This is a genomic window from Deinococcus grandis (assembly GCF_001485435.1).
Lineage (GTDB): Bacteria > Deinococcota > Deinococci > Deinococcales > Deinococcaceae > Deinococcus > Deinococcus grandis.
The window spans coordinates 234,074-250,000 of the sequence record NZ_BCMS01000001.1; the positions used below are offsets into that span (position 1 = coordinate 234,074).

The window sequence follows — 15,927 nt, forward strand, 5'->3', positions numbered from 1 at the left end:
AGGGACCTCGAGTCAGTATAGGTACACCGGACTTACATGATTATCTCATCCGAGCGCACGTGAACGCCGCGCGGGGGCCCCTGCTATACTTCCGGCGGCCAGCCGCGCGCCGGTCCACGCGCGCACTCGTAGCTCAGCTGGATAGAGCGGCCCCCTCCTAAGGGGCAGGCCCCGCGTTCGAATCGCGGCGAGTGCACCACGAACCCCGCTGCGGCGGGGCTTTTCGTTTACCACCAGCCGCGGCGTTTGAAGTACACGCTCAGGGCCGCGCCGATCAGCAGGAAGGTCCCCCAGGCCAGCGCGTAGCCGTGCGGGCTGCGCAGTTCGGGCATGTGGTCGAAGTTCATGCCCCACACGCCCGCCAGGAACGTCAGCGGCAGGAAGATCACGCTGACGGCCGTCAGGGTCCGCATGACCTCGTTCATGCGCTGACTCTGGAGGTTCAGGTGCAGGTCGAGCAGGTTCGTCAGGAGGTCGCGCAGCGTGTCGAAACGTCCGGCGGCGCGCGTGAAGGAGTCCTGCACGTCCCGGTAGCGCACCAGATCGGCGGGGGTGCAGTTGGCGTGGCGGCCCAGCAGCGCGGTCGCCTCGCGCGCGTCGGTCGCCAGCCGCCGCGCCTGCGACACGAGGTGCTTGAGTTCGAACACGGCCGCGACCGGGTTCTCGCGGACACGCTGGAACACGCGTTCCTCCAGGTCGTCCACGCGGGCCTCCAGCGCGTCGGCCGCCGTGAAGAAGGTGTCGGCGGTGTGGTCCAGCAGCTCGTACGTGACCTCCTGCGCGGTGTTCACGCTGTCGCGCCCGGTCAGGGGCCACACGCTGTTCAGTGCGCGGGTGCCGCCGGGACTGTGGGTCAGCACGGCGTCGCCAAAGGTGAAGATGCTCAGCCGCTCCGTGAACTCGTCGGCCTGATCGGGGTTCACGTACGACCGCACCGTGATGAAGGCGTGTTCGGGGTACGCCTCGGCGCGGCTCCAGTGGCCGCGTTCCAGGGCGTCCTCCAGCGCCAGGCGGTTCAGGGGGAACGCCGCCTGAAGGGCCGCGAGTTCGTCCGGGGTGGGGTCCTGGGTGTCCACCCAGACGTTCTCGTGCTCCCCGTTCCAGGGAAAGTCCTGCCCGTCGCTGAGTCGCCGCGCCCTGATCATGCCCGCAGGATGGCAGACTCCCGCCCGGCCTCTATGCTGTCTGCATGAACGCGTGGCTGTGGGTGATGGCGGGCGGCGCCGTGGGGGCGGCAGCGCGGTACGGCGCGCAGCTGCTGCTGGCGCCGCTGGCGCTGCGCGCCGCGTTTCCCGTGCCGGTCCTGCTGATCAACGTCGCGGGCTCGTTCCTGCTGGGGCTGACGCTGGCGCTGGTGGGGCGGGGCGTGTGGCCGGACGCGGCGCGGCTGGCGTTCGGGACCGGGGTGCTGGGCGCCTTCACGACCTTCAGCACGTTCAGCGTGGAACTCGACGACCTGCTCGCGCACGGGCGGGGCGGGGCGGCGCTGCTGTACGCGGGCCTCAGCGTCACGCTGGGCGTCCTGGCGGCCGTGGCGGGCCGCACGCTGGGGAGCCGCCTGTGACCCGCCGCAGGAAGACCGGGGAGGGGGGGAGCAGCGGCGCGACCCGCCCGCCCGAGCAGTTCCTGGAACTGTCGGAACTCCTCGCGTACGTGGGGCAGGTCGTCGCGCGGGGCCTGCCGGGCGCAGTGTGGGTCCGCGCTGAGATCGCCAGCGTCACGGACCGCCGCCACCTCTACCTGGATCTCGTGCAGGCCGCAGAGGACGGCGAGGTCGCCAAGTGCCGCGCGACCGTGTGGGCCCGCGAACGCTTCAGCCTGGAGGGCAAGTTCCGCCGCGCGACGGGCGGCACCCTCACGGCGGGCCTGAAGGTGCTGCTGTTCGCCGAGGCGACCTTCCACGAGCAGTACGGGTTCTCGCTGAACGTGCTGGACGTCGCGCCGGAATTCACGCTGGGGGACGCCGCGCTGCGCCTCGCCGAGCACCGCGAGACCCTGGTCCGCGAGGGCGTATACGGCCTGAACCGCCTGCTGGTGGCCCCCGAGGACTTCGGGCGCTTCGCGGTGATCGCCCCGCGCGAGGCCGCCGGGCTGGGCGACTTCCGCCGCGAGATCGACCCGCTGGAGGCCGCCGGGGTGCTGCGCCCGGTGTACCTGGAGGCGACCTTTCAGGGCCGCGACGCCGCGCCCAGCCTCCTGCGCGCCGCCGAGGAGGCCCGCGCGCTGCACGAGCAGGAACCGCTGGACGCGCTGGTCGTCCTGCGCGGCGGCGGGGCCGTCACAGACCTCGCGTGGCTGAACGACCTCGCGTTCGCGCGCGCGCTGGCGACCTTCCCCGCGCCGGTCATCACGGGGCTCGGGCACGCCCGCGACGACACCCTCCCGGACGAGGTTGCGCACACCCGCGTGGACACGCCCAGCAAGGCCGCCGCGCTGATCGTCCGTACCGTCGCGGGGGCCGCCGCGCAGGCGCAGGAGGACGCCCGCAGCATCCGCGCGCACGCCACGCAGCTCCTCGTGGACGCCCAGGCGGGCGCGGACTGGACGCTGGACCGCGCCCGCAGCGCCGCCGGACGGCACGTGGACCGCGCCGCGCAGGACGTGGACGCCCTGATGCGGCAGGCGCTGGGCCTCACCCCGCAGCGCACCCTGGCGCGCGGCTACGCCCTCGTGCGGGATGCAGCCGGGCAACCTGTCACCCGCGCCGCGCAGGTCCAGGCCGGGCAGCCCCTCACGCTCGAATGGACGGACGGCACCGTCCCGGTCACGGCAGACGACCGCCCGGTACAGGGGGAATGACCACCGTGGCCCGACAGGACAACGAATGGCACGCACCCCTCGCGCCTGACGGACACTCGCCTCAGGCCGGTGCCAGGGTCGGGGCATGAGGCTAGCGGGCTGGTACGGGAACCGCTCGCTGCACTGGGGCGTGACGGTGCCGTTGTCATGGGTGCTGGTACACCACGTGAACATGCGAACGACTGTGGACGTGGAGGCGTCGTGGGATCAGGGGTACGCGACGCTGTACCGGTACGGATTCCCGCTGGGATTCACGCACTGGGGAACGGCGTCCAGCGCGGAGTACGCGGTGTTCCTGGGGCCGCTGCTGCTTGACTGGCTGGTGTACCTCCTGATCGTCGGTCTGGTGGTGGTTGGCGTGGCGCGGCTGTGGCGGAGGCCCGTGCGGGTGCCGGCGCTGCTGCGGGTGGTCCTGTGGGGAACGTTCGCCTGGACGTCCTTTCTGGTGGGCCTGGACATCGGACTGGGAGGTGTGCGCTGGGAAACGCATATGCCTGTCCTGGATGTGCGGGACCCGGTCTTCTCGCTGGGCTACCTGGGACATGAAGACGGGTACGGCCCTTGACGCTCCTCAATCGTCCTGACCCACGGCCACCGGGCGAGCGTCGTCGCTGATCCAGTCGCTCCACGACCCGGCGTACAGGCGGTTGTCCGGACCGAGGGGCACGCCCGCCAGTTCGCGGGCCAGCAGGTTCGGTGTGGCGCTGACCCCGCTGCCGCAGTACGTGACCGTCGGGGCGTTTCCAGCGTCCAGCCGCGCCGCCTGCGCCTCCGCGTCCCGCCAGTGGCCCGACCCGTCCAGCGCGCCCGTCCAGTCGCGGTTCACCGCGCCCGGGATGTGCCCGGCCCTGCGGTCGATGGGTTCCACCTCGCCCCGGTAGCGGCCCGGCGCGCGCGAATCGATCAGGAGGGTGCCCGCCCCGCGCGCCTGCACGTCCTCGGCGGTCGCCACGAGGTCCGCCTGCACGTCCGGCACGAACGTGACCGGAGTGGGGGAGGGGTCCTCCGTGCCGACCTCGCCGCCCGCTGCGACCCAGGCGGGCCAGCCGCCGTCCAGCACCGCCACCTGCGTGTGCCCCAGCCAGCGCAGCAGCCACCACGCCCGCGCCGCGTAGAAGCCCTGCCCGGTCCCCGGGTCGTCGTAACACACGACCAGACTGTCGTTTCCGACCCCCACGCTCCCCAGCCATGTTGCCAGCGCCGCCGGGTCCGGCAGCGGGTGACGCCCCCCGGACCCGTCCGGTTGTACCGGGCCGCTCAGGTCCGTCTCCAGGTCGGCGTACGCGGCGCCCGGCACGTGCCCGCCCAGGTACGCGATCCGCCCGGTCAGCGGGTCGCTCAGGGCGTAGCGGGCGTCCAGCACCCGCACGCGCGGGTCGCGCAGGTGCGCGCGCAGCCAGGACACGGAAACCAGCGGGGTGGGCAGCGTCGGGTCGGCCATGCCCGCAGGCTACACCCGCCGCTCAGGCGGATTCCGGTTGAAAGGTGTGCAACATCTTTCAACCTGAGCGGATGCGACTCGCAGAGCTGCGCAGCAGAGGAGGAGAAAAACGGGTTCCGGGCGTGGAGTTGGCAGATCGGTGGTGTTCCGATCTGTCAACGAAACAGACGGAATCCGTATCAGGCGGTCACTCGCTGCCACGCGCGGCGGAACACGTTCAGCGTGCCCCCGTCGAATAGGACCACCCGCACGTGCAGGTCCGGGTGATCCGCCAGGAACGCGGTGATCGTCCGCAGCGTCACCTCCGCCGCCTGTGGCAGCGGGTACCCGTACACCCCCGTACTGATCGCCGGGAACGCCACGCTGCGGCACCCGGCCTGCACCGCCAGGTCCAGGCTGCGGCGGTACGCCCCGGCCAGCAGCTCCGGCTCGCCCTGGGTGCCGCCGCGCCAGATCGGCCCGACCGCGTGAATCACGTGCCGCACACCCCGCGCCGACAGGCCGAACGCCGAGGTGATCACCGCCGTGCCCGTGGGCGTCCCCCCGATCTCGCGGATGGCGCGCAGCAGCTCCGGCCCCGCCGCGCGGTGGATGACGCCGTCCACGCCGCCCCCGCCCGCCAGTTCCCTGTTGGCCGCCGTGACGACCGCGCACACGTCCTGCGCGGCGATGTCCCCCTGCACGAGGTCCAGCGGCACGCGCCCCTTACTCCCCGGTGACCTGCGCCAGCCGCGCGTCCGTGAAGGTGTAGCTGCGCAGGTGATCGGCCCGCACGCGCGCCTCCCGGTCGGCTTCCGTCCACTCGGGTTCCGGCAGCTGCCGCGCCCGCTCGGCCCGCTGGATCGCCACGAGTTCCTCCACGGCGCGGTCCAGGTCGTCGTTCACGACCACGTACCGGAACTCGTGCGCCTCGCGGATCTCCTCACGGGCGCGCGCCAGGCGCTTCTCGATCCGTTCGGGCGTCTCGGTCGCGCGGCCCTCCAGGCGGCGGCGCAGCTCCGTCAGGCTGGGCGGCATGATGAAGATCAGAATCGCCTCCTCGCCCACGCGCGCCTTGACCTGCATGGCACCCTCCACCTCGATCTCCAGCACCACGTCCTGCCCGCGGCTCAGCGCCGCCTCGATTGGCTCGATCGGCGTGCCGTAGCGGTTCCCCACGAACGCCGCGTGCTCCAGGAAGCCGTTCGCCTGCGCCTTCTCCTCGAACGCCTCGGGGCTCACGAACACGTAGTGCACGCCGTCCTGCTCGCCCGGGCGGGCCTCGCGGGTCGTCCAGGAGGTACTAAAGAATACGTCCTGCCCGGCCAGCCAGCGTTCACGCAGCGTGCCCTTGCCCACGCCGGACGCGCCGGTCATGACCAGCAGCAGCCCGCGCCGCGCGGGAGTGGAAAGTGGAGTCTCGGAAACCGTCATCCCCCCACCATACCCGGGAGCCCCCAGGACTGGAAACCCGCACGCAGCAGGCGCGGCCCCCACGCACAGGGGAGCCGCGCCTGAACTGAACCGTTACTTCTTCTTCTTGCCGGAGGTGGCCTTCGCGCGGCCCTTGCCGAGCGCCTGACCCTTCTCGAAGCTGGCCTGCATCTTGCGGCGCGTCTCCTCGACCATCGTCTGGAAGTCCACCAGACCGGACTCGACAGCCTCCATGCTGGGCTTGATGTTCCCGCCACGGCGCGCGGCGGCCAGCTCGCGGTTGGTCTCCTCGAACCACGCCTCGAAGTCCGGGGTGTGGTCGAAGATCATCTCGCGGGTGTCCTTCTGGTACGTGTCGGTGCTGCCACGGCGCGTGAACTGCTTGGGCATCGTGAAGCGCTCGGGCAGGTACGCACCGTCGATCTTGCCAGCCCGCACCGCCTCCTGGAACTGCTTCACGAAGGTGTCGCTGCGCTGGGGGTTGCTGAGTTCCATCACCTGTTCACTGAGTTTCTTGTAAGCCATAAGTGGAAATCCTCCTGACTCAGAAGTATGACGGTCCGGAGGACATGAAGTAAAGACCGCCAGATGTCTATCGGTCATCCTGAGTCGCTCAAGAGGTCGCCACTGAATTCTTTGAGGAGCGAAATCCACCAGTGAAACAGTGGCCGATCACGCCATCCTGCTCTGAAGGTACTCGGGAGGATCCATCGAGTCAGATGCGCGCTACACAATCAAAACGCCAAGCCATGAGGCGCACGATTGGTCCTCACAGACGATTCATCCCGCCCCGAAGGGCTTCGTGCGCCTCCAGGGTCAAGGCATCCGCCGGTTCGTGCATGGCCACAGGCGGGTTCGTCGAAAGACCGCCCCTCAACTCTGCATGTCGGTGCAACCGTTGAAGGTCAAGCGATTCAACCGGGCCGAGGTTGCCTGAAGAGACGGCCCAATCTCATCCGCGTTCCCCTGAAGGAAGGCGGCTGCCCGGATTCAAATGCGGCAGCTGTCATGAATAGAGCGCAGCGTGCAGAGGCATCACTCTGAATCTACAGGCGCAGCAGCCCGGCGGACGTGCCCGTGAAACCGCACGCCGCATAGAAGGCCGTCAGGTGCGCTTCGAAATCCACGTGCAGCCACTCCACCTCCACGTGCGCCCGCGTGGCGCGGATGGCCTCCTGCACCAGACGCGTGCCGACGCCGCGCCGCTGCCAGTCCGGGCGGACGGTCGTGTCCAGCAGGAACGCGTGCGCGCCGCCGTCCCAGGCGACGTTCACGAAGCCCACCAGCCGCGCCCCGTCATGCGCGGTCACCCAGATCAGGCTGCGCGTCAGCACCGCCGCCCAGCGTGACCCATCGTCCGCACCGCCCCACGCCAGCGACCGGAGCCCACCCAGCGCGGGCAGGTCCGGCCACTCGCGGACGCGGTACGTGACGGGCGGCGCGGTCACAGCGCATTCCAGTTCCATTGAAGGGCCGACACCGCGCCCTTCAATTCCACTTCCAATCGCCGCCATTCTCAGGTCCTCGCTTCGATCGATTCAGAGGCATCGAGGATACCCTCGATACCTCTGAACGCTGCTGTCAGGAGATGATGCCCAGCATGCGGCCCACCTCGGCGTACGCCTGCAGCGCGTGATCCAGGTCGTCGCGGGTATGCTCGGCAGTCACGATGTTGCGGATGCGGGCCAGCCCGCGCGGCACGGTCGGGAAGCCCAAGCCCACCGCGAACACGCCCCGGTCGAACAGCAGGCGGCTCGCCTCGAACGCCGCCGGAGCCTCCCCGAAGATCACCGGCGTGATCGGGGTGGTGCTGCCGAAGATGTCGAAGCCCAGGCCCTGCAACTCCGCCTTGAAGTACCGGGTGTTCGCCCACAGGCGCTCCATCAGGGTCGGGTCGCGCTGCACCTCGTCCAGCGCGGCCGCCAGCGCGCCCACCGTCGCGGGCGCCTGCGCGGTGCTGAACAGGTACGGGCGGGCGCGGTTGATCAGCAGCTGCCGCAGGTCCCCGTGCCCGGCCGCGTAGCCACCCACGCCGCCCCACGCCTTGCTGAGCGTCCCCACCTGAATCACGTCGTCGGCGTACTCGAACCCGAAGTGATGCACGGTGCCGCGCCCCGCCTCGCCCATCACGCCGCTGCCGTGCGCGTCGTCCACGTACGTCACCGCGCCGAACTTCCGGGCGACCGCCACCAGCCGGTCCAGCGGCGCCACGTCCCCGTCCATGCTGAACACCCCGTCCGTCACGACCAGTTTCAGGCCGTCGGTGTCGTGCTCTTTCAGCAGACGCTCCAGATCGTCCGGGTCCGCGTGCTTGAACACCTTCTTCGTCGCCTTCGTCAGGCGCAGCCCGTCGATGATGCTCGCGTGGTTCAGCTCGTCGCTGACGACCAGATCGCCCTCGCGCAGCAGCGCCCCCAGCACCCCCTGGTTCGTCGTGAAGCCGCTGTGCAGCACCAGCGCACTCCCCGTGTGCTTGAACGCCGCGAGCTGCGCCTCGAACTCCTCATGAATCCGCAGCGTCCCCGCGATGGTCCGCACCGCCCCCGCCCCCACGCCCCAGGTCTCCAGGTACTCGGCAGCCCGCGCCTTCAGGGCCGGGTGGTCCGCGAAACCCAGATAATTGTTGCTCGCGAGGTTCACCACCTCACGCCCATCCACCCGCGTCCGGGCCCGGTTCGCGCTGTCCAGCACGCGCGGGTGAATCAGCAGCCCGCTCTCACGCAGGCCGGACAGTTCGGCAGACAGACGATCAGACAGGGAAGTGGCCATATTCGAAGAGTCTAGGCGCCCACCACCCACCCCGTCCGTGAGCCGGGGACGACCAGCGCTCCGCACCTCCCCCGCAACGTGCCATGCACACGGGAAGGGCAGCCTGCGCCTCCGGTGCCTCCTCGCCCCGGGTATGGCAAACCCCCCGGGGCGGCCCGGGGGGTCTATCGCTTCTCGCTTCGCTCGGCCCTGACGGGCGCGATTACCTGTTCATGATATGAATCGCCTGCTTATGCACCGCCTCGGCGGCCTCCAGCACGCTCTCGCCCAGGGTCGGGTGCGCGTGGATGGTCAGGGCGATGTCACTGGCGGTCGCGGCCATCTCCAGCGCCAGTCCGGCCTCGCCGAGCAGGTCGCTGGCGTGCGGGCCGACGATGTGCACGCCCAGCAGCAGGTCGGTGTCCTTCTCGACGACCATCTTCACGAACCCGTCGGTCTGCTGGAGGGTCATGGCGCGGCCCGACGCGGACAGGGGGAACACGCCGGTCTTGACGCTGTAGCCCTTGTCCTTGGCTTCCTGCTCGGTCAGGCCCACCCAGGCCAGTTCGGGGCTGGTGTACACCACGCCGGGAATGGCGACGGCGTCCTGCTCGGCGGGTTTCCCGGCGATGACCTCGGCGGCGACCAGACCTTCCTTCATGGCCTTGTGGGCCAGCATGGGGTTACTGGCGACGTCCCCGATGGAGTAGATGTGCGGGACGTTCGTGCGCTGCTGCTTGTCCGCCGGGATGAAGCCCCGGTCCGTGACCGTCACGCCCGCCGCCTGGGCATTCAGGCCGTCGGTGCGGGGGCGGCGGCCCACGGCCACCAGCACGCGGTCGAAGACCTCCACGGTCTTCGCGCCGGTCTTCACGTCCTCGAGTTCCACGTGGACGCCGTCGGCTTTCTTCTCGGCCTTGTTGGCCTTGGTCTGCACGGCGATCTCGATGCCCTGCTTCTTCATGGCCTTCGTGAATTCCTTGACGGCATCGGCGTCCGCGCCGGGCACCACGTTCGGCATGAACTCGATGACTTTGACCTTGCTGCCCATGTTGTTGTACACGTGCGCGAACTCGAAACCGATCACGCCGCCGCCGATGCACAGCATCCGCGCGGGCACGGGGTCCGGCATGACCAGCGCGCCCGTGGAGTCCACGATGCTCTCCTGATCCACGTCTAGGCCTGGCAGTTTGGCGGGTTCGCTACCGGTCGCGATGATGATGCTGGCCGCCGTGACCGTCTGCTCGCCGACCTTCACGGTGTGGTCGTCCACGAAGCTGGCCTGCCCGGTCAGGTGCGTGACCTTGTTCGCCTTGAACAGCGCGCCGACGCCGCCGGTCAGCTTCTTCACGATGCCGTCCTTCCAGCCGTTCAGCTTGGCGATGTCCATCCGCTGCTCGCCGAAGGTCAGGCCGAAGTCCGCCGCGTGCCGCGCCGCGGCGATCTGCTCACCGGCGTGCAGCAGCGCCTTGGTGGGAATGCAGCCCACGTTCAGGCACACGCCGCCCACCTTCTCCCGCTCAGCGCACGCGACCTTCAGGCCCAGCTGCGCCGCGCGGATCGCCGCGTGATACCCGCCGGGTCCCGCGCCGATCACGAGCACGTCGTAGTCATAGGATTTCGTCATGCTGGCAGTCTAACGCGCCCCCCGTGAGCCGTCACTGACCTGCCGCCATAGCTGGACAGGCGCCATTCACAACTCCCACTGGTCAAACACGGGTGATGGTTGATCGGTGATGGAGAAAAGACTCAGAGCTCAAGGAAGTCCGTCACGACGCGATTCAGGACCCACCAGCCGTCCGGCGTGGCGCGCAGGCGGTCACCGTGCAGCGTCAGGAGGCCGCGCGCGACGTTCTGCGCGATGGGGGCGGCGTACACCCCTGCCACGTCCAGGCCGCTGCGGCGCGACAGGTCGGCCAGATCCACGCCCGCGCGCAGGCGCAGACCCATGAACAGCGCGTCCGTCACGAACTCGGTCGCGTCGATGGCCTCCGCCTCGCCCGCCGCGCCCGTCAGCCACTCGTGCAGGTGCGGATTCGTCCGGCGGACCGTCAGCACGTTCGGGGCGCGTTGCTGTTCACCATCCGCCATCTGCCATCCGCCATCCGCCGGGTAGTGCCCCGCCGCACCCGGACCCAGCCCCAGGTACGTGCGGCCCTGCCAGTACGCGAGGTTGTGCCGGGATTCCTGCCCGGGCCGCGCGTAGTTGCTCACCTCGTAGCGGCTGAAGCCCAGAGCGGTCAGGGCGGCCTCGGTGTCCTCGAAGCCGCGCCGTTCGTCGTCCTCCTGCACGGTCACGCCGCGCCGGGCGAACTCCGTGCCGGGCTCGATGGTCAGCGTGTACGCACTGACGTGCCCCACGCCCAGATCCACCAGCCCCTGGATGTCACTCAGGAGCGGCTGGCCCGGCACGGCCGTGATCAGGTCCCCACTCACGTGGAAGCCCGCGCCGATCAGGGTCGTCACGGCCTCGCGTGCCTGCACCGCGTCATGCTGGCGGCCCAGGAATTTCAAGGTGGCGTCGTCGAGGCTCTGCACGCCCACGCTGGCCCGGTCGAACCCCAGCGCCCGCCAGTGCGCCGCGCGCACCCCGCTGACCGTCCCCGGATTCACCTCCAGCGTGTTCTCCACGCGGCCCCACCCCAGGTGCCGCCGCACGCTGCCCACCAGCGCCGCGAGTTCATCGTCCCGCAGGAAACTCGGCGTGCCGCCCCCCAGGTACACCGTGTCCAGCTCGACGGTGTAGGCCGCGGCCAGCCCCGCCGCCTCGACCTCCAGCTGTTCCAGGTAGCGTTCCACCAGACCGGCGCGGCGCGTCAGGACGTGAAAATCGCAGTACGGGCAGATCGTCGGGCAGAACGGCACGTGCACGTACAGGTGCCGCACCACCGGATCCAGCGCGGGGGAGGGGGCAGGCAGACTCACGCGCGGCAGTGTACCGCCCACCCCCGCGCGAAGCCGTGACCCGCCTTCCACGCCCGGCGCGGGAGGCAGTCCAGCGACCTGCTGCGGCCCGCGCGTATCCTCCGCGCATGACCGACCAGCCCCGACAGCGCACCTACACCTGGGCCGACATGACCCCCGCCCTGGAAGCCGCCCGCCGCCTCAGCGGCCTGGAGTACCTGCACGCCATCGCCCGCGGTGAGCTGCCCCCCGCACCCATCGGCATGACGCTCGGCATGGAACCCCTGCGCGCCGAGGACTTCACCGAGGGCCGCGCCGTCTTCCGCCTGAAACCGCAGGAGTACCACCACAACCCCATCGGCAGCGTGCACGGCGGCGTGTTCGCCACGCTGCTCGACTCCGCCGTGGGCTGCGCGATCCACACCACGCTCCCCGCCGGGGTCGGCTACACCACGCTGGAACTGAAATTCAACTGCATCCGCCCCCTCCTCGCCGGCGGCCCCGAGGTGCAGGCCATCGGGCAGGTCGTGCAGGTCACCCGCCAGACCGCCATCGCTGAGGGCCGCATCGTCGACGACAGCGGGAAGCTGTACGCCCACGCCACCACCACCTGCCTCCTGCTGCGCTGAAGCCCAGGGAGGGTGACGACAGGGGCGTTTGGATCGAAACGTCAGAGGGTCTGAGAGTCCAAGGGTCTAACAACGGCGTGTGACACGACTTTTTTCTCTTAGACTCTCAGACCCTTGGACCCTTGACCCATTGACCCGCAATGCGCACGCTGCGTGTACCTCGCGCTGAACCCCCACTCCGGCGCGGTCAGCGGCCGTGCGGGGTGCGGTCCATCCAGGCGGTCAGGGTGGCGGTCAGTGCGGTGGGCGTGGTGACGGTCACGGGCACGCCCACCCCCGCCACGGCGGAGGCGGCCGGGCACTCGCCCTGCGTGCCCGCACCGGCGTCCTCGCCCGTCCAGGCGGGGAAGGTGCCGCCCTCGCGGTAGGGAAGGTCGCCCGCATCCTCGACCAGCGTGTCCGGCACGCTCACCGCCGGGCCGCCCGCCAGCGCGGTGTCCGCGACCACGATCACCCCGCGCGGACGTTCCTCCTGAACGGCGGCCAGCAGCGGCGTCAGTCCCTCGTGCACGACCAGCGCGGCGCGGCCCTTTCCGTCCACACCCGCGATGGCCGCCGCCAGTCCGCCTGCCAGTTCGGGCGGCGCGGCGATCAGCCACGCATGCCCCCCGGCGCGACCCTCGAACAGAGCGCGGGCGCTGCCATACACGTCAGACCAGGTGCGGGTGTGTTGCATGCCTGCCAGCATAGGCGAGGTGCGGCACCCGGCCCCAGTCGCGTGCGGCAGACTGTCCAGCATGACCACCCGCGATCCCCACCCGCTGAACCTGCTGCGCGAGGAGGCCCGCCACGCCGACCCGCGCGCCGTGCAGCGTGACCTGAACGCCCGCCCCCTCCCCACGCTGGAACCCGGGGAGTGGAGTGCGGGCGCCGAGGAAGCCCTGCGCGACTGCATCGGCATGGAACGCAAGATCCAGATGGAGATGCGCATCGGCCTCGAAGGGCACCTGGACGGCCTGCCGCTGCGCCGCACCGCGCCCCTGGCGGGCATGACCCTCCCCGAGCTGCTGGCCGAGCACGCCGAGGGCCGCCGCATGCTCCTGCGCGTCCTCGACCGACTGCTGACGGTGGGCGAGACGCACGACATCCGCGCCTGGACGATGGGCGAGGAGGTTCCCCCGGCGGTGTACATCCTGGCGCTGCGGGGCCGCCTCGCCCGCCTGGACGGCTACATCAACGAGGAACGCGTGACGCCCTGATCAGACGGATTCCGTCTGTTTCGTTGACAGATCGGAACACCACCGATCTGCCAACTCCACGCCCGGAACCCGCTTCTCTCCTTCTCGCATCCGCTCGGGTTGAACGGTTTTTGCAAACCATTCAACCGGAGTCCGTATCAGTCCGTGAAGCGCAGCAGGTACCCGTCGGGGTCCTGCACGAGCAGCTGCCGCTGCGTGTGCGCCACCTCGCCCTCCAGGTACGTCTCGGTGCGCAGCGGCTGGAACAGCGGGGAGCCCTCCGCGACCAGCCGAGTGTGGAGGGCGTCCAGCTGCGGGTGGACGATCTGGAAGTTGATCCCGCGCCCGAACGGCACCTCCAGCGGTCCGGTCAGCCACGCCTTCCCCGGCTCCGCCTGCTCCAGCATCCACTGCACGCGGCCCAGACTCAAATACGCGAACCCGGGGCGCGTGTAGTGCAGCGTGAACCCGAACACGCGCGTGTACACGTCCAGCGAACGCCCCAGGTCACGGGTCATCAACTCGGGCACCATTGGGGCCCACTCGGTCACGGGCACCAGCGAGACGTTCTCGGTCATGGGCGCAGCGTAGCGGCCGCCAGCGGCGCGCGAATCGGTGTGGTGGCCTACGCGCCCCGTCGGTGGGGTTTGGGAGTCCGGACGCGGAGTCTGCCGGTGCGGCCTCCGTTGCTGCGGCTGCCGTACTTGACGCGCCACTCGACTTTCGCCTGCCGGATGCTCCGATGCAGAGGATTTCGCATGTGCCTTCAGTGTGTACCGCGCGTCTGACAGCGGTCTGTCAGGTGGTCTTGACCGTCCGTTGCAGGTGTTGGGGGGATCAAAACGAAAAATCCGTCCTTCTCGGACGGTGATAAGAAAAGGATAGCGTGGTATGCAGGGCATGTCAACCCTGGTGCATGGGTGCCGCAAAGCGCGTGCTGGACGTGTTTTCGGGTGGTGCCGTATGCGGCGTATGCGGGGGCGTCAGCCGGTCAGGCGGGGCAGCAGGGCCACGACCGCCGCGATGGTCGGGACGCTCAGGACGGTGCTGAGGAACGCGGTGCGGGCGACGGTGTCGGCGTCCCCGCCATACTCGCGGGCGATCAGCAGGGCGTTCACGGCGGTGGGCATGCTGGCGGACAGCACGAGGACGGCCAGCACCTCGCCCCGCAGGCCGCAGGCGAGTCCGGCGGCGAGGCCCAGCAGGGGGCCGCCGATCAGGCGCGCGGCGGTCGCGAGCCACACGCGGGCGTCCAGGCGGGGCCAGCCGCCCGAGCCGAGTTGCAGGCCCAGCGACAGCAGCACCATCGGCAGGGTCGCCTGCGCCAGCAATTCCACGCCGCGCATCAGGCCCTCCGGGGGCTGGAGGTGCAGGGCGCGGAGGGTGACGCCCAGCGCGACCATCCACACGGCGGGCAGGCGCACCATGTTCAGCAGCATCCCGCCTGCGCTGGGGGGCGGCTGGTCGGGGCGGCGGACGCGGGCGGTGTACACGACGGGCGCGATGACGTACATGCCCACGAAGGACATCAGGAACAGCAGCGTGGCGTGCGCGAAGCCCGCCTGCCCGAACGCGAACAGTGCGATGGGGAGGCCCATGTTGCCGCTGTTCCAGATCCCGACGCTCGCGGTGAGGCTGCGCCGCTGCGCCTGCGGGGCGCGCAGGCCGGTCAGCCAGCCCAGCAGCAGGCTGCCCGCGACGGTCAGGGCGTACGCGGCGCCCAGCGTCAGGACCTCGCCTGCCTGTACGCGGGTGGTGAGCAGGACGTTCAGCGCGAGGGCCGGGGACAGCAGGTACAGCGTGACCCGCGCGATGGTCGCCTGATCGATCGGAAACCGCGCCGAGACGAGCGCGCCCAGCCCCGCGACGAGCATGACGGGCAGCAGGACGTTACTCAGGGCCTGAATCACCCCGCCATGGTTTCACGCGTGGCGGGGTGAAGGGTGGGCCGGTGCAGACGGGGTTCAGCCCGCGGGCAGGAGACGCAGGCGGGTGGGGCAGCCGGTGCCGGTCAGGGTGGCCCAGTCGCGGGTGACGCCTGCCTCGTCGGCGCGGCGTTCGAGGAGGTATTCCTGCACGCGCGCCATGCTGAGCAGCCCGCCGGGCACGCGCTGCGCGAGGTCCTCGATCTGCGTGTCCGTCCAGTCGGGCCAGAAGCGCCGGAGCATCCCGGCGATCTGTTCGGGCGTGGCGTTGCCCAGGTGCACGTGCCGGTCGGCGCGGCCGGGGCGGATCAGCGCGGCGTCCAGGCCTCCGGGGTCGTTGGTGGTCATGAAGGTCACGCGGCCTTCCCCGGCGGCCACGCCGTCCAGGGCGTTCAGCAGCCCGTTGAAGGACAGTTTCACGGTGGGTGCGCGCGGTTCGCGGCCCAGGAACACCGCGTCGATGTCTTCCAGCAGCAGCAGGGCGCGGCGGGGCAGGGTGTTCAGGAGGCCCGTCAGGCGGTCGTCGGTCAGGTCCGGCGTGGCGAGGTTCAGCACGCAGACGTTCAGCCCGAAGTGCCCGGCGAGCGCTGCCACGAGGCTGCTCTTGCCGTTGCCGGGCGGGCCGTGCAGCAGGTACCCGCGGCGGTAGGGGATGCCCATCTGCGCGTACCAGTCCCGGTCGCGGAAGAAGGCGTTCAGGTCGCCGCTCAGCGTGTCCAGCAGCGTCTCGGCGTAGATGAGGCTGCTCAGGGGCCGGGCGGGTCGGCGTTCGGCGAGCGTCCAGCCCTGGTACTCGGGCACGTGGATCTCGACGCGGCCGTCGCTGCGTCCGGCGGTGCTGTCGTACGCGTCGCGCAGCAGCTCTCCGATGATGGGCCGGGCGCTGGCCA

At 70.3% G+C, this 15,927-nt stretch carries 18 protein-coding genes and 1 tRNA gene (1 of these 19 running past the window's edge); 6 read left to right on the forward strand and 13 right to left on the reverse strand.

Features of this window, described 5'->3' with window-relative positions; genetic code table 11:
• Window positions 1-122 precede the first annotated feature (122 nt).
• Window positions 123-199 (forward strand) — tRNA-Arg (locus DEIGR_RS01220).
• 28 nt (window positions 200-227) lie between these two features.
• On the opposite strand, the gene DEIGR_RS01225 is transcribed toward DEIGR_RS01220, so the two are convergent.
• On the reverse strand, window positions 228-1,145 hold the full coding sequence (locus DEIGR_RS01225) for a magnesium transporter CorA family protein (RefSeq protein WP_058974577.1): 918 nt from the start codon (window positions 1,143-1,145) through the stop codon (window positions 228-230).
• A 44-nt stretch (window positions 1,146-1,189) separates the two neighbouring features.
• Between DEIGR_RS01225 and crcB the strand changes: the two genes are divergently transcribed.
• The 3 genes from crcB to DEIGR_RS01240 all read left to right on the forward strand — a co-directional run bounded on the left by crcB (window position 1,190) and on the right by DEIGR_RS01240 (window position 3,364).
• The gene (crcB, locus tag DEIGR_RS01230; protein ID WP_058974579.1) at window positions 1,190-1,564 is read left to right on the forward strand and encodes a fluoride efflux transporter CrcB; all 375 of its coding nucleotides are present in this window, start codon (window positions 1,190-1,192) and stop codon (window positions 1,562-1,564) included.
• Complete coding sequence (gene xseA, locus DEIGR_RS01235) at window positions 1,561-2,799, forward strand: exodeoxyribonuclease VII large subunit (RefSeq protein ID WP_058974581.1); 1,239 nt, start codon at window positions 1,561-1,563, stop codon at window positions 2,797-2,799. Before crcB ends, xseA begins: the two co-directional genes overlap by 4 nt.
• Window positions 2,800-2,971: 172 nt before the next feature.
• On the forward strand, window positions 2,972-3,364 hold the full coding sequence (locus tag DEIGR_RS01240; protein WP_153013581.1) for a hypothetical protein: 393 nt from the start codon (window positions 2,972-2,974) through the stop codon (window positions 3,362-3,364).
• A gap of 6 nt (window positions 3,365-3,370) precedes the next feature.
• Here the strand turns inward: DEIGR_RS01240 and DEIGR_RS01245 are convergent, their stop codons facing one another.
• The 8 genes from DEIGR_RS01245 to hemW form a co-directional block, all read right to left on the reverse strand.
• A complete protein-coding gene (locus tag DEIGR_RS01245) occupies window positions 3,371-4,240 on the reverse strand; it encodes a sulfurtransferase (protein WP_083523884.1) in 870 nt (289 codons plus the stop codon).
• Window positions 4,241-4,419: 179 nt separating this feature from the next.
• Entirely contained in the window at window positions 4,420-4,938 is a 519-nt protein-coding gene (locus DEIGR_RS01250) for a macro domain-containing protein (RefSeq protein WP_058974585.1), read from the reverse strand.
• 7 nt (window positions 4,939-4,945) lie between these two features.
• Window positions 4,946-5,653, reverse strand: coding sequence for a guanylate kinase (gmk, locus tag DEIGR_RS01255; RefSeq protein ID WP_058974588.1), 708 nt, complete (start codon window positions 5,651-5,653; stop codon window positions 4,946-4,948).
• 93 nt (window positions 5,654-5,746) lie between these two features.
• Window positions 5,747-6,178, reverse strand: coding sequence for a hypothetical protein (locus DEIGR_RS01260; protein ID WP_058974590.1), 432 nt, complete (start codon window positions 6,176-6,178; stop codon window positions 5,747-5,749).
• Window positions 6,179-6,699: 521 nt separating this feature from the next.
• The gene (locus DEIGR_RS01265; RefSeq protein WP_236704620.1) at window positions 6,700-7,101 is read right to left on the reverse strand and encodes a GNAT family N-acetyltransferase; all 402 of its coding nucleotides are present in this window, start codon (window positions 7,099-7,101) and stop codon (window positions 6,700-6,702) included.
• A gap of 133 nt (window positions 7,102-7,234) precedes the next feature.
• The gene (locus DEIGR_RS01270; protein WP_058974592.1) at window positions 7,235-8,422 is read right to left on the reverse strand and encodes a BioF/Kbl family PLP-dependent acyltransferase; all 1,188 of its coding nucleotides are present in this window, start codon (window positions 8,420-8,422) and stop codon (window positions 7,235-7,237) included.
• Between the two features lie 202 nt (window positions 8,423-8,624).
• The gene (gene lpdA, locus DEIGR_RS01275; RefSeq protein WP_058974594.1) at window positions 8,625-10,028 is read right to left on the reverse strand and encodes a dihydrolipoyl dehydrogenase; all 1,404 of its coding nucleotides are present in this window, start codon (window positions 10,026-10,028) and stop codon (window positions 8,625-8,627) included.
• Between the two features lie 122 nt (window positions 10,029-10,150).
• Window positions 10,151-11,326, reverse strand: coding sequence for a radical SAM family heme chaperone HemW (hemW, locus tag DEIGR_RS01280; RefSeq protein ID WP_058974596.1), 1,176 nt, complete (start codon window positions 11,324-11,326; stop codon window positions 10,151-10,153).
• Between the two features lie 107 nt (window positions 11,327-11,433).
• Between hemW and DEIGR_RS01285 the strand changes: the two genes are divergently transcribed.
• Window positions 11,434-11,934 (forward strand): PaaI family thioesterase, encoded by a 501-nt coding sequence (locus DEIGR_RS01285; RefSeq protein ID WP_058974597.1) that lies wholly within the window; start codon window positions 11,434-11,436, stop codon window positions 11,932-11,934.
• Window positions 11,935-12,121: 187 nt separating this feature from the next.
• Here the strand turns inward: DEIGR_RS01285 and DEIGR_RS01290 are convergent, their stop codons facing one another.
• On the reverse strand, window positions 12,122-12,610 hold the full coding sequence (locus DEIGR_RS01290; RefSeq protein WP_058974599.1) for a hypothetical protein: 489 nt from the start codon (window positions 12,608-12,610) through the stop codon (window positions 12,122-12,124).
• A 61-nt stretch (window positions 12,611-12,671) separates the two neighbouring features.
• Here DEIGR_RS01290 and DEIGR_RS01295 point away from each other — a divergent pair, with 61 nt between their 5' ends.
• Window positions 12,672-13,133, forward strand: a complete 462-nt coding sequence (locus DEIGR_RS01295) for a hypothetical protein (protein WP_058974600.1) — start codon at window positions 12,672-12,674, stop codon at window positions 13,131-13,133.
• 137 nt (window positions 13,134-13,270) lie between these two features.
• On the opposite strand, the gene DEIGR_RS01300 is transcribed toward DEIGR_RS01295, so the two are convergent.
• The 3 genes from DEIGR_RS01300 to DEIGR_RS01310 all read right to left on the reverse strand — a co-directional run.
• On the reverse strand, window positions 13,271-13,690 hold the full coding sequence (locus tag DEIGR_RS01300; RefSeq protein WP_058974603.1) for a bleomycin resistance protein: 420 nt from the start codon (window positions 13,688-13,690) through the stop codon (window positions 13,271-13,273).
• Window positions 13,691-14,095: 405 nt separating this feature from the next.
• Complete coding sequence (locus DEIGR_RS01305) at window positions 14,096-15,022, reverse strand: AEC family transporter (protein ID WP_236704621.1); 927 nt, start codon at window positions 15,020-15,022, stop codon at window positions 14,096-14,098.
• Between the two features lie 54 nt (window positions 15,023-15,076).
• Window positions 15,077-15,927, reverse strand: the 3' portion of a protein-coding gene (locus tag DEIGR_RS01310; protein ID WP_058974605.1) for an AAA family ATPase. Its footprint extends 490 nt past the window's final position; only the last 851 of its 1,341 coding nucleotides appear in the window; the start codon falls outside the window, past its right edge — the gene reads right to left on this strand; its stop codon occupies window positions 15,077-15,079.

Coding starts and splice junctions, on each gene's coding strand:
- lpdA (WP_058974594.1), bottom strand. CDS start 10,028: ATGACGAAATCCTATGACTACGACGTGCTCGTGATCGGCGCGGGACCC.
- DEIGR_RS01300 (WP_058974603.1), bottom strand. CDS start 13,690: ATGACCGAGAACGTCTCGCTGGTGCCCGTGACCGAGTGGGCCCCAATG.
- DEIGR_RS01270 (WP_058974592.1), bottom strand. CDS start 8,422: ATGGCCACTTCCCTGTCTGATCGTCTGTCTGCCGAACTGTCCGGCCTG.
- DEIGR_RS01285 (WP_058974597.1), top strand. CDS start 11,434: ATGACCGACCAGCCCCGACAGCGCACCTACACCTGGGCCGACATGACC.
- DEIGR_RS01240 (WP_153013581.1), top strand. CDS start 2,972: ATGCGAACGACTGTGGACGTGGAGGCGTCGTGGGATCAGGGGTACGCG.
- DEIGR_RS01295 (WP_058974600.1), top strand. CDS start 12,672: ATGACCACCCGCGATCCCCACCCGCTGAACCTGCTGCGCGAGGAGGCC.
- gmk (WP_058974588.1), bottom strand. CDS start 5,653: ATGACGGTTTCCGAGACTCCACTTTCCACTCCCGCGCGGCGCGGGCTG.
- DEIGR_RS01225 (WP_058974577.1), bottom strand. CDS start 1,145: ATGATCAGGGCGCGGCGACTCAGCGACGGGCAGGACTTTCCCTGGAAC.
- DEIGR_RS01290 (WP_058974599.1), bottom strand. CDS start 12,610: ATGCAACACACCCGCACCTGGTCTGACGTGTATGGCAGCGCCCGCGCT.
- DEIGR_RS01260 (WP_058974590.1), bottom strand. CDS start 6,178: ATGGCTTACAAGAAACTCAGTGAACAGGTGATGGAACTCAGCAACCCC.
- crcB (WP_058974579.1), top strand. CDS start 1,190: ATGAACGCGTGGCTGTGGGTGATGGCGGGCGGCGCCGTGGGGGCGGCA.
- DEIGR_RS01245 (WP_083523884.1), bottom strand. CDS start 4,240: ATGGCCGACCCGACGCTGCCCACCCCGCTGGTTTCCGTGTCCTGGCTG.